General features: G+C 68.9%; 10 protein-coding genes and 3 pseudogenes. 10 read left to right on the top strand and 3 right to left on the bottom strand.

From position 1 onward, the window contains the following. Positions 1-79 precede the first annotated feature (79 nt). Positions 80-361, bottom strand: a complete 282-nt coding sequence (locus ACH41F_RS27600; protein WP_391232375.1) for a DUF397 domain-containing protein — start codon at positions 359-361, stop codon at positions 80-82. Between the two features lie 265 nt (positions 362-626). On the opposite strand from ACH41F_RS27600, the gene rpsO reads away from it, so the two are divergent. The 5 genes from rpsO (at position 627) to ACH41F_RS27575 (ending at position 6098) form a co-directional block, all read left to right on the top strand. Beyond that, positions 627-914: a 30S ribosomal protein S15 gene (rpsO, locus tag ACH41F_RS27595; RefSeq protein WP_015657483.1), complete on the top strand. Its 288-nt coding sequence runs from the start codon at positions 627-629 to the stop codon at positions 912-914. 330 nt (positions 915-1244) lie between these two features. Further along, positions 1245-3467 carry a polyribonucleotide nucleotidyltransferase gene (locus tag ACH41F_RS27590; protein ID WP_391232374.1) on the top strand — a complete coding sequence of 741 codons (2223 nt, stop codon included), beginning with the start codon at positions 1245-1247 and terminating at the stop codon, positions 3465-3467. Beyond that, entirely contained in the window at positions 3464-4843 is a 1380-nt protein-coding gene (locus ACH41F_RS27585; RefSeq protein WP_391232373.1) for an insulinase family protein, read from the top strand. The genes ACH41F_RS27590 and ACH41F_RS27585 overlap by 4 nt, the downstream gene beginning before the upstream one ends. 42 nt (positions 4844-4885) lie before the next feature. Then, positions 4886-5638, top strand: a complete 753-nt coding sequence (gene dapB / locus ACH41F_RS27580; RefSeq protein WP_391232372.1) for a 4-hydroxy-tetrahydrodipicolinate reductase — start codon at positions 4886-4888, stop codon at positions 5636-5638. A 7-nt stretch (positions 5639-5645) separates the two neighbouring features. Then, a complete protein-coding gene (locus ACH41F_RS27575; RefSeq protein ID WP_391232371.1) occupies positions 5646-6098 on the top strand; it encodes a hypothetical protein in 453 nt (150 codons plus the stop codon). Positions 6099-6220: 122 nt separating this feature from the next. Here ACH41F_RS27575 and ACH41F_RS27570 read toward each other — a convergent pair whose 3' ends face one another. Next, on the bottom strand, positions 6221-6775 hold the full coding sequence (locus ACH41F_RS27570) for a hypothetical protein (RefSeq protein ID WP_391232370.1): 555 nt from the start codon (positions 6773-6775) through the stop codon (positions 6221-6223). Positions 6776-6899: 124 nt separating this feature from the next. Further along, complete coding sequence (locus ACH41F_RS27565; protein ID WP_391232369.1) at positions 6900-7139, bottom strand: hypothetical protein; 240 nt, start codon at positions 7137-7139, stop codon at positions 6900-6902. A 200-nt stretch (positions 7140-7339) separates the two neighbouring features. Between ACH41F_RS27565 and ACH41F_RS27560 the strand changes: the two are divergent. The 5 genes and pseudogenes from ACH41F_RS27560 to ACH41F_RS27540 form a co-directional block, all read left to right on the top strand. Then, positions 7340-7630 (top strand): annotated as a pseudogene (locus ACH41F_RS27560) (FAD-dependent thymidylate synthase); the annotation flags it as partial. Continuing rightward, positions 7610-8536 (top strand): annotated as a pseudogene (locus ACH41F_RS27555) (HNH endonuclease); the annotation flags it as partial. The pseudogenes ACH41F_RS27560 and ACH41F_RS27555, both read left to right, overlap by 21 nt. Before the next feature lie 3 nt (positions 8537-8539). Beyond that, positions 8540-8989: pseudogene (gene thyX, locus ACH41F_RS27550) on the top strand (FAD-dependent thymidylate synthase); the annotation flags it as partial. A 211-nt stretch (positions 8990-9200) separates the two neighbouring features. Continuing rightward, a complete protein-coding gene (dapA, locus tag ACH41F_RS27545; protein ID WP_398837924.1) occupies positions 9201-10100 on the top strand; it encodes a 4-hydroxy-tetrahydrodipicolinate synthase in 900 nt (299 codons plus the stop codon). Between the two features lie 153 nt (positions 10101-10253). Then, positions 10254-11939: an RNase J family beta-CASP ribonuclease gene (locus ACH41F_RS27540; RefSeq protein WP_391232367.1), complete on the top strand. Its 1686-nt coding sequence runs from the start codon at positions 10254-10256 to the stop codon at positions 11937-11939. The last annotated feature ends 272 nt before the right edge of the window (positions 11940-12211 follow it).

The raw sequence follows: 12211 nt of genomic DNA, 5'->3' as shown, positions 1-12211 counted from the left end.
CGTCACTCCACCTCGCGTGCCACGGCCTCGCGTGCCACGGTCACTCCCGCCTCGCGCGCCACGGCCTCGCGTGCCACGGTCACTCCGCCTCGCGCGCCGCCGGCTCGATGTCGAACTCGCCGTCCCGCGCACCCAGCACGAAGGCCCGCCACTCCGCCTCCGTGTACCGCAGCACGGTGTCCGGATCCAGCGAGGACCGCATGGCCACGGCGCCCTCGGGCAGGTACGCGATCTCGACCCGCTCCTCGTGCTCCTCGGTGCCCGGCGCGCACTGCCACTCGACGCCGGAGATGTCGAGCGCGTAGAGCTCGTCCCGCTCCCGCTCCTTGCGCGCCTTGATCTCCTCTGCCGTCTCCGCCATGACCGGCGACCCCTTCCGACGTGCGTACCATCTGTGCGGTCACCCTAGTGGCCCGGTCCGTGCCGTTCGGCGGGTTCCCGGGACCGGGGTCAAGGCCCCCACCTTTGCCTGGTACCCTGAGTGACGGCCGTTTGTGTACGCACCCCCGGAGCTCACCGCTCTGATGGTCGCGCCCAGCGGATCCCCGCCTCCCGAGTAACGGAAGCTCCCCCGAGACACAGACCGGGGGCACTCGGTGGCCATACCAAGACTACGAGGAGTACGCGTGCCGCTCGACGCCGCTACGAAGAAGCAGATCATCAGCGAGTTCGGTCAGAAGGAGGGCGACACCGGCTCCCCCGAGGTCCAGGTCGCCATGCTCTCGCGCCGGATCTCGGACCTGACCGAGCACCTCAAGACGCACAAGCACGACCACCACTCCCGTCGTGGTCTGCTGATCCTGGTGGGTCAGCGTCGTCGCCTTCTCCAGTACCTGGCGAAGAAGGACATCCAGCGCTTCCGTGCGCTGGTCGACCGCCTCGGCATCCGCCGCGGTGCGGCGGGCGCCAAGTAAGACGCCGTGGAGGGAGCGGTTCCCACTTGTTCGGGAGCCGCTCCCTTTGCTGTACGTGCGGAGTGTCACCGCCTCTTTGTAGTGTGGTAGCACAACGCAATACGGACGACACAGAGTGATATGCCCTACCCACAGGGGTAGGCGACATCACGAGAACAAGACGAACGAGGAGAAGCGCACCTCGCCGCCGCCGGTCCTCGGTAGTGGCCCCCGGGGGAAGTGAGTCCCGGGTGCTTCGATCGAAGACCGGCCCGCACTGAACGGAGCGCTTCTCCGCAACCGTCCCCTCGCCACACGGGCGTGAGGGACGAGGACGAGGAGAAAACACTAGTGGAGAACGAGACCCACTACGCCGAGGCCGTCATCGACAACGGCTCCTTCGGTACCCGCACGATCCGCTTCGAGACGGGCCGTCTGGCCAAGCAGGCCGCCGGCTCCGCCGTGGCGTACCTGGACGACGACACCATGGTGCTGTCGGCCACCACCGCCTCCAAGAACCCCAAGGACCAGCTCGACTTCTTCCCCCTGACGGTGGACGTCGAGGAGCGGATGTACGCCGCCGGCAAGATCCCCGGCAGCTTCTTCCGCCGTGAGGGCCGGCCGAGCGAGGACGCGATCCTCACCTGCCGCCTGATCGACCGCCCGCTGCGCCCGTCCTTCAAGAAGGGCCTGCGCAACGAGATCCAGGTCGTCGCCACGATCATGGCCCTCAACCCCGACCACCTGTACGACGTCGTCGCGATCAACGCCGCGTCCGCGTCCACGCAGCTGGCCGGTCTGCCCTTCTCCGGTCCGATCGGTGGCGTCCGCGTCGCGCTGATCAACGGCCAGTGGGTCGCCTTCCCGACGCACACCGAGCTCGAGGACGCCGTCTTCGACATGGTCGTCGCGGGCCGCACCCTCGAGGACGGCGACGTCGCGATCATGATGGTCGAGGCCGAGGCCACCGAGAAGACCATCCAGCTGGTCAAGGGCGGCGCCGAGGCCCCGACCGAGGAGGTCGTCGCCGCCGGTCTGGAAGCCGCCAAGCCCTTCATCAAGGTGCTCTGCCGCGCCCAGGCCGACCTCGCCTCCAAGGCCGCCAAGCCGACCGGCGAGTTCCCGATCTTCCTCGACTACCAGGACGACATCCTGGAGGCGCTCTCCGCCGCCGTCCGCCCGGAGCTCGCCTCCGCGCTGACCATCGCCGGCAAGCAGGAGCGCGAGGCCGAGCTGGACCGCGTCAAGGCGCTCGCCGCCGAGAAGCTCCTGCCGGAGTTCGAGGGCCGCGAGAAGGAGATCTCCGCCGCGTACCGCTCCCTGACCAAGCAGCTCGTCCGCGAGCGCGTGATCAAGGAGAAGAAGCGCATCGACGGCCGTGGCGTCACGGACATCCGTACGCTCGCCGCCGAGGTCGAGGCCATCCCGCGCGTGCACGGCTCCGCGGTGTTCGAGCGTGGCGAGACCCAGATCCTGGGCGTCACCACCCTCAACATGCTCCGCATGGAGCAGCAGCTGGACACCCTCTCCCCGGTGACCCGCAAGCGCTACATGCACAACTACAACTTCCCGCCGTACTCCACCGGCGAGACCGGCCGCGTCGGCTCCCCCAAGCGCCGCGAGATCGGCCACGGCGCCCTCGCCGAGCGCGCCCTGGTCCCGGTCCTGCCGACGCGCGAGGAGTTCCCCTACGCGATCCGCCAGGTCTCCGAGGCGCTGAGCTCCAACGGCTCGACGTCCATGGGCTCGGTCTGCGCCTCCACCATGTCGCTGCTGAACGCCGGTGTGCCGCTGAAGGCCCCGGTCGCCGGTATCGCCATGGGTCTGATCTCCCAGGAGATCGACGGCGAGACGCACTACGTCACCCTCACCGACATCCTCGGTGCGGAGGACGCCTTCGGCGACATGGACTTCAAGGTCGCCGGCACCAAGGAGTTCGTGACCGCCCTCCAGCTCGACACCAAGCTGGACGGCATCCCCGCCTCCGTCCTGGCCGCGGCCCTCAAGCAGGCCCGTGACGCCCGCCTCCACATCCTCGACGTGATGATGGAAGCGATCGACACGCCGGACGAGATGTCCCCGAACGCCCCGCGGATCATCACCGTCAAGATCCCCGTGGACAAGATCGGTGAGGTCATCGGCCCCAAGGGCAAGATGATCAACCAGATCCAGGAGGACACCGGCGCCGACATCACGATCGAGGACGACGGCACGATCTACATCGGCGCGGTCGACGGACCGTCCGCCGAGGCCGCCCGCGCCACGATCAACGGCATCGCCAACCCGACCATGCCGGAGGTCGGCGAGCGCTACCTGGGCACGGTCGTGAAGACGACCACCTTCGGCGCGTTCGTCTCGCTGCTCCCGGGCAAGGACGGTCTGCTGCACATCTCGCAGATCCGCAAGCTCGCCGGCGGCAAGCGCGTGGAGAACGTCGAGGACGTCCTCGGCGTGGGCGCGAAGGTACAGGTCGAGATCGCCGAGATCGACTCCCGCGGCAAGCTCTCCCTGATCCCCGTGATCGAGGGCGAGGACAACTCCTCTGACGAGCAGAAGGACGACACCGACAAGTGACGTCGAAGAGCTCCACGACGACGGCCCGCACCTCCTCGGAGGCGCGGGCCGTCGCCCGTACCCAAACCCTGATCAAGGGCGAGAACGGCATCGGCACGGTCCGCAAGACCACCCTCCCGGGCGGCCTGCGCATCGTCACCGAGACCCTGCCCTCGGTCCGCTCCGCGACCTTCGGCATCTGGGCCCACGTCGGCTCCCGGGACGAGACGCCGTCCCTGAACGGCGCCACGCACTACCTGGAGCACCTGCTCTTCAAGGGCACCACCCGCAGGTCGGCGCTGGACATCTCCTCCGCCATCGACGCGGTCGGCGGCGAGATGAACGCCTTCACCGCCAAGGAGTACACGTGCTACTACGCGCGCGTGCTCGACGCCGACCTGCCGCTCGCCATCGACGTCGTCTGTGACATGCTCACGGGCTCCCTGATCCTCGAAGAGGACGTCAACGTCGAGCGGGGCGCGATCCTCGAAGAGATCGCCATGACCGAGGACGACCCGGGCGACTGCGTGCACGACCTGTTCGCGCAGACCATGTTCGGCGACAACCCCCTCGGCCGCCCGGTCCTCGGCACGGTCGACACCGTCAACGCCCTCACCGCCGACCGCATCCGCCGCTTCTACAAGAAGCACTACGACCCGACCCACCTGGTCGTGGCGGCCGCCGGCAACATCGACCACGCCAAGGTCGTACGACAGGTCCGCGCGGCCTTCGAGAAGGCGGGCGCCCTCAAGAACACCACCGCCACGCCCATCGCCCCGCGCGACGGCCGGCGGGCCCTGCGCACCGCAGGCCGCGTGGAACTGATCGGCCGCAAGACCGAGCAGGCCCACGTCGTCCTCGGCATGCCCGGCCTGGCCCGCACGGACGAGCGCCGCTGGGCCCTCGGCGTGCTGAACACGGCCCTGGGCGGCGGGATGTCCTCCCGCCTGTTCCAGGAGGTCCGCGAGAAGCGCGGCCTGGCCTACAGCGTGTACTCGTACACCTCGGGCTTCGCCGACTGCGGCCTCTTCGGCGTCTACGCCGGCTGCCGGCCCTCGCAGGTCCACGACGTGCTGAAGATCTGCCGCGACGAGCTCGACCACGTCGCCCAGCACGGCCTGACCGACGACGAGATCTCCCGTGCCATCGGCCAGCTCCGCGGCTCCACCGTCCTCGGCCTCGAGGACACCGGCGCGCTCATGAACCGCATCGGCAAGAGCGAGCTGTGCTGGGGCGAGCAGATGTCCGTCGACGACATGCTGACCCGGATCGCCTCGGTCACCCCGGACGAGGTCCGCGCGGTCGCCCGCGACATCCTGGGACAGCGGCCCTCGCTTTCGGTCATCGGCCCGCTCAGGGACAAGCAGGCGGCCCGACTTCACGAGGCCGTGGCCTAACCCTCCGTCTGTCCTTCGGAAGCGTCTTTAAGGAAGCAAGTGATGAGCAAGCTGCGCGTGGCGGTCCTCGGTGCCAAGGGCCGGATCGGCTCCGAGGCGGTCAGGGCCGTGGAGGCCGCCGAGGACATGGAGCTGGTCGCCGCCCTCGGCCGTGGCGACACGCTGGAGACCCTGGCGGAGACGGGCGCCCAGGTCGCCGTCGAACTGACCACACCGGACTCGGTGATGGCCAACCTCGAGTACTGCGTCGGCCACGGCATCCACGCCGTCGTCGGTACGACGGGCTGGACCGACGAGCGCCTCGCGCAGCTGGACGGCTGGCTGGCCGCCTCCCCGGGGACGGGCGTCCTCATCGCGCCCAACTTCTCCATCGGGGCCGTCCTCACCATGAAGTTCGCGCAGATCGCCGCGCCCTGGTTCGAGTCGGTCGAGGTCGTCGAGCTCCACCACCCGAAGAAGGTCGACGCTCCCTCGGGCACCGCCACGCGCACCGCCCAGCTCATCGCCGCGGCCCGCGCCGAGGCGGGCACGGCACCGGCGCCCGACGCCACCGAGACCGGCCTGGAGGGTGCGCGCGGCGCGGACGTCGACGGCGTCCCGGTCCACTCCGTGCGGCTGCGCGGTCTGCTGGCCCACCAGGAGGTCCTGCTCGGCGGCGAGGGCGAGACGCTGTCCATCCGCCACGACTCGCTCCACCACAGCAGCTTCATGCCGGGCATCCTGCTGGGCGCCCGGCGCGTGGTCACCACCCCGGGCCTCACCTTCGGCCTGGAAAACTTCCTGGACCTGGGCTGACGACACCATGCGCGCCAAGCTCTCCTACGCCGTGACGGCCGCCGTCCTGGTCTTCTACTTCGTCCTGGTCGGCAGCCGCGGTGTCATGCTCATCCAGTCCGGCACGCTCCTGACCGTCACCTTCGGCGTGGCGGTGCTGATCCTGCCGGTCATCGGCCTGTGGTTCCTGTGGAAGAACACCCAGTTCGTCCGCCGGGCCAACGCCCTCGCCGCCGAACTTGACGCCGAGGGCGGCCTGCCCGTCGACGAGCTCAAGCGCACCCCCAGCGGCCGGATCGACCGCGACTCCGCCGACGAGGTCTTCGCCAGGCGCAAGGCCGAGACGGAGGACGCGCCCCACGACTGGCGCACCTGGTTCCGCCTCGCCATCGCCTACCAGGACGCCCGAGACACCCCGCGCGCCCGCAAGGCCATGCAGCGCGCGATCGCCCTGCACGACGGCAAACCCGTCCAGGCCTGAGGCGCCGCAAACCCGTCCAGGCCTGAGGCGCCGCACACGAGTCCAGGCCTGAGGCGCCGCACACGAAAGGGGCCGGCCCGCGCATCCCGCGGACCGGCCCCTTCGACGTCTCTACGGGCGCGTCACCCCCGCTGGTACTCCGCGCCCCACGCCTCCACCGAGTCCGCCGCCCGGTCGAACGCCTCGGGCCGCGCCAGGAAGTCCGCGTTGTGCGTGGTCAGCAACGGCACCGGACCCTCGGCCCGCCGGTCGCCGCGTACGACGGTCAGCGCCTGGCCCTGCACCGTGCGGGGCAGCCCCAGCCAACGCACCGGCTGCTGCACCGTCCGCACGGCGGCGACCTTGTCCCAGCGCACGGTACGCGTGCGGAGGAACGCGACGTGCCGGATGCCACGAGCGCTCACCCACACCCCCATGCGCAGCAGCCGCAGCGCCACCGCGATCATGGCGACCGCGATCCCGAAGACCACACCGCCCTCGGTCACGGAACCGGTGAGGGCGATGATGACCGCCGCGAACAGCACGTACGACGCGAGGAGCAGCACCAGCGCGGCCGCGCCCACCCGGTAGGGCCCGGGCCGGTAGGGGCGCCGCCAGTGCTCACGGTCGTCGAAGGGCAGCGCGACGTCGTCGGCTGTCTCGAATGCGCGGTCGGCCGTCAGGAAGGGCAGGGGCACGGCTGGTCCTCACTCGTTCCATGCGTGGGCTGTGCCCGGTGAGGCTATCCGCCGGTGTCTTCAGGAGCCACCCTTGGGCGCCCATGGGGGTCCCTCCCACGCCATTTGGGGCAGTGGGGGAGAGTCAGCGCCCCTGGGAGGCCTGTGACTCCTGGGTGCCCGTGGCCGAGTGGTCCAGCGTCAGCGCCGGCATCCCGATCACCAGGGACCCGATCAGCGCGGCGATGATGGTGACCCCGAGGAGCCAACGCCCGGCTATCTGCCCGACCGAGGCCTTCTCCGGGGGCGGGGGAGCGACATTGCTGCGGAACCTGTCGGCCTCGGCGACGAAGGCGAACGGCACGGGCTCACGCCGGTGGAACATCGAGGTGACGCTCCTTTCGGGGCTCGAATGCATCACTGTCGTTGGTACAGACGCACGAGTGCCACAAAAGGTGCCCTGATGCCCCGAATTCACAGAACTTCACCGAAGATGTCGCGTCCCGGCACCGAACGCCCTGATGTCAGTGCCGGGCCGTAGAGTGGGCGCCGCCCGAGAGACGTGATGGAAGGACCCTCCGAGCCGTGACCGACACCCCCGCCGACGACCTCAAGCCCAGCTTCCGCAGCGACGTGACCGTCGAGCTGGTCAAGCACTCCGCGGCCGACTCCGACGTGCTGTGGGCCGCGCGCGTCTCCACCGCCGGCGAGCAGTCCCTCGAGGAGCTCCAGAAGGACCCCGAGCGTTCCAAGGGCCTCATCAACTACCTGATGCGGGACCGGCACGGCAGCCCGTTCGAGCACAACTCGATGACCTTCTTCATCAGCGCCCCCATCTTCGTCTTCCGCGAGTTCATGCGGCACCGCGTGGGCTGGTGCATCGCGGGTGACACCGAGATCACGCTGGAGAGCGAGGCGGGCAATCTCCGTCGACACACCATCGCCGAACTCCACAAGCTCTGGCATCTGGGTGTCGAGGACCGCCTCCCTCACTCCGCGGGCGGCGTCACCTGGCACAGCCGCGCAGGCAAGTGGATGGCTCAGGTACGTCGCGGCGAGACCAACAACTACCTCGGGCTGTACGACAACAGGGAGGCGGCGGAGTCGGCCGTCGCCGAGTTCCGTGAACAGCATCCGAGCACGCGCCTGCGGAAGCTCGAATCGGTACGGCGCAACCACGTCCGTTGTTACGACGAAGAGACCCTGCTCGCCCAGCGGGCCAGGATCGTCGACGTGATCGAGTCGGGCGTCAAGCCGCTGATCAAGATCACGACCGCCTCCGGGAAGACTCTGCGCTGCACGGTCGACCATGCGATTTTCACGCCTGACGGCTGGGTCAAGGCGGGCGAACTCGCCGTGGGTGACGCCGTCATGGCCGAAGGAACCGTCCCCAGCCCCTCCCAGGCGCTGATCCCCCCCAGCCTGCGCCGAGGTATCGGCGTGTGGACCTCCATGCAGCGCCAGCGGTTGATCAAGGACACGGACACCTGCCACCTGTGCGGGCAGGACTTCGCGCGCGAACAGCTGGCCCTGGACCATGTTGTTCCGGTGGCCGGTGACCTCACCCGCGCCCTCGACGAGAAGAACCTCGCTCCGGCGTGCGAGCCCTGCCACACCGCCAAGAGTGGCGGGGAACAAGCACTGGCTCAGCGCGGCGGCAAGATCGCCAAGGCGGTTCCGGACCCCGTCGTGGCCATCGAGGCGGACGGCGAGGAGATGACGTACGACCTCTCGGTGGAGGGCCCCTGGCACAACTTCCTGGCGAACGGAATCGTCGTACACAACTCGTACAACGAGGAGTCCGGCCGATACCGGGAACTGCAGCCGGTCTTCTACGTGCCTGGCGAGGATCGCAAGCTGGTCCAGCAGGGTCGCCCCGGCAAGTACGAGTTCGTGGCGGGAACCGAAGCACAGCAAGAGATCATGGAACGCTCGATGCAGGAGTCGTACATCCAGGCATACGAGCGCTACCAGGAGATGCTCGCCGCCGGCGTCGCCCGCGAGGTGGCCCGCGCCGTCCTCCCGGTCGGCCTGTTCTCCTCGATGTACGCCACCTGCAACGCCCGCTCGCTGATGCACTTCCTCGGTCTGCGCACCCAGCACGAACTGGCGAAGGTCCCGTCCTTCCCACAGCGGGAGATCGAGATGGTCGGCGAGAAGATGGAGGCGGAGTGGGCCAAGCTCATGCCGCTCACCTACGCGGCCTTCAACGCGAACGGTCGTGTGGCGCCGTAGCGCCCCCGCGTTCTCCCTCCGGGCACAGATGTACGGGTCAGTCGTGCGAAGTGTCCGTATTGCGGCATTTGGAGAAGTTCATCTAGCCTGATCAAACGGACCCGGCACTGCTTGAACCCCCGAGCAGGCAGTGCCGGGCTCCCTCTTTGTCATGACTTTTCCCGCCCCCCGAGGGCAGACCCGGCCCTGAGCAGCGAGTAGCGTGTTACCCATGGCTCCGACCTCGACTCCGCAGACCCCCTTCGGGCGGGTCCTCACCGCCATGGTCACGCCCTTCACGGCGGACGGCGCACTCGACCTCGACGGCGCGCAGCGGCTCGCTACCCACCTGGTGGACGCAGGCAACGACGGCCTGATCATCAACGGCACCACCGGTGAGTCCCCCACCACCAGCGACGCGGAGAAATCGGACCTCGTACGAGCCGTGCTGGAGGCGGTCGGCGACCGCGCCCACGTGGTCGCGGGCGTCGGCACCAACGACACCCACCACAGCCTCGAACTCGCCCGCCGAGCCGAGCAGGTGGGCGCCCACGGCCTCCTGGTCGTCACGCCGTACTACAACAAGCCCCCGCAGGAGGGCCTGTACCGGCACTTCACGGCCCTCGCCGACGCCACCGGACTGCCGGTCATGCTCTACGACATCCCCGGCCGCAGCGGCGTCCCGATCAACACCGAGACGCTGGTCCAACTCGCCGAGCACCCGCGCATCGTCGCCAACAAGGACGCCAAGGGCGACCTCGGCCGCGCCAGCTGGGCCATCGCCCGCTCCGGCCTCGCCTGGTACTCCGGCGACGACATGCTGAACCTGCCGCTGCTCTCCGTGGGCGCGGTCGGCTTCGTCTCGGTCGTCGGCCACGTGGTCACGCCCGAGCTGCGCGCCCTGGTCGACGCCTACACCTCCGGCGACGTCCAGAAGGCGACCGAGATCCACCAGAAGCTGCTCCCGGTCTACACGGGCATGTTCCGCACCCAGGGCGTCATGACGACCAAGGCCGCGCTCGCCCTCCAGGGCCTGCCCGCCGGACCGCTGCGCGCCCCCATGGTGGAACTCGCCCCCGAGGAGATCCAGCAGCTCAAGCTCGATCTCGCCGCCGGCGGGGTACAGCTCTGACAACAGACTTCGCGCGCCCCGGCGCGCGCCAGACTTCACAACTGAATAAGCAGGCCACCGGGCCTGCACCCACAACGACAACTGCTACACGCACGAACGTCATGCGCGCCACGTGCCCCACCGGTACGTGGCGTGTGTGGTGAGGAGAGTCTTTTGAGTCATCCGCATCCTGAACTCGGTCCGCCGCCGCCGCTCCCCGAAGGCGGCCTGCGGGTCACCCCACTCGGCGGTCTCGGCGAGATCGGCCGGAACATGACGGTCTTCGAGTACGGCGGTCGCCTGCTGATCGTCGACTGCGGCGTGCTCTTCCCCGAGGAGGAGCAGCCCGGGATCGACCTGATCCTGCCGGACTTCTCGTCCATCAGGGATCGCCTCGACGACATCGAGGGCATCGTGCTCACGCACGGCCACGAGGACCACATCGGCGCCGTCCCGTTCCTGCTCCGCGAGAAGCCGGACATCCCGCTGATCGGCTCCAAGCTGACCCTCGCCCTCATCGAGGCGAAGCTCCAGGAGCACCGCATCCGCCCGTACACCCTCGAAGTGGTGGAAGGGAACCGCGAGCGCATCGGCCCCTTCGACTGCGAGTTCATCGCGGTCAACCACTCCATCCCGGACGCCCTGGCGGTCGCCATCCGTACCCCCGCCGGCATGGTCGTCCACACCGGCGACTTCAAGATGGACCAGCTCCCGCTGGACAACCGCCTCACGGACCTGCACGCGTTCGCCCGTCTGAGCGAGGAGGGCATCGACCTCCTTCTCTCCGACTCCACGAACGCCGAGGTACCCGGGTTCGTCCCGCCCGAGCGGGACATCTCCAACGTCCTGCACCAGGTCTTCGGGAACGCCCGCAAGCGGATCATCGTGGCGAGCTTCGCCAGCCACATCCACCGCATCCAGCAGATCCTGGACGCGGCCAACGAGTACGGCCGCAGGGTCGCCTTCGTCGGCCGCTCGATGGTCCGCAACATGGGCATCGCACGGGACCTCGGCTATCTGAAGGTCCCGCCGGGGCTGGTGGTCGACGTCAAGACGCTCGACGACCTCCCCGACCGCGAGGTGGTCCTGGTCTGCACGGGCTCCCAGGGCGAACCGATGGCCGCGCTGTCCCGGATGGCCAACCGCGACCATCAGATCCGCATCGTCAACGGCGACACGGTGATCCTGGCGTCGTCCCTGATCCCCGGCAACGAGAACGCGGTCTACCGCGTCATCAACGGCCTGACCCGCTGGGGCGCCCACGTCGTCCACAAGGGCAACGCCAAGGTCCACGTCTCGGGACACGCCTCGGCCGGCGAGCTGCTGTACTTCTACAACATCTGCCGCCCGAAGAACCTGATGCCGGTGCACGGCGAATGGCGCCACCTCCGCGCCAACGCCGAGCTCGGCGCGATGACCGGCGTCCCGCACGACCGGATCGTCATCGCCGAGGACGGCGTCGTCGTCGACCTGGTCGAGGGCAAAGCCAAGATCTCCGGCAAGGTCAAGGCGGGTTACGTGTACGTCGACGGCCTCTCCGTCGGCGACGTGGGCGAGCCGGCTCTCAAGGACCGGCGGATCCTCGGCGACGAGGGCATCATCTCGGTCTTCGTGGTCATCGACGCGTCGACCGGCAAGATCACGGGCGGCCCGCACGTCCAGGCCCGCGGCTCGGGCATCGAGGACTCCGCGTTCAGCGACGTGATCCCGAAGATCACGGAAGTCCTGGAGCGCTCGGCTCAGGACGGCGTGGTCGAGCCCCACCAGCTCCAGCAGCTGGTGCGACGCGTCCTCGGCAAGTGGGTCTCCGACAACTATCGCCGCAGGCCGATGATCCTCCCGGTGGTGGTGGAGGTCTGACGACCCGTCGGACTCCGTACGCGTGAACCTGGAGCGGGCCGCCTCGATTTGCATCGGGGCGGCCCGCTCCAGTACGTTTACGGCTCCGCCTGAACGGGAACCCGGCCGCCTCGTGCGCCGGAACCAGTCCCCAAGGGGGCGGGAATTCCGACTCAGAAGTTCTGATAAAGTCGGAACCGCCGGAAAGGGAAACGCGAGAGCGGGAACCTGGAAAGCACCGAGGAAATCGGAACCGGAAACGGTCTGATAGAGTCGGAAACGCAAGACCGAAG

The organism is Streptomyces sp. NPDC020489 (genome assembly GCF_044386545.1).
Classification (GTDB): Bacteria; Actinomycetota; Actinomycetes; order Streptomycetales; family Streptomycetaceae; genus Streptomyces.
Note: the sequence above shows the minus strand (reverse complement) of the source record. Positions and strands in the feature narration are given on the sequence as shown.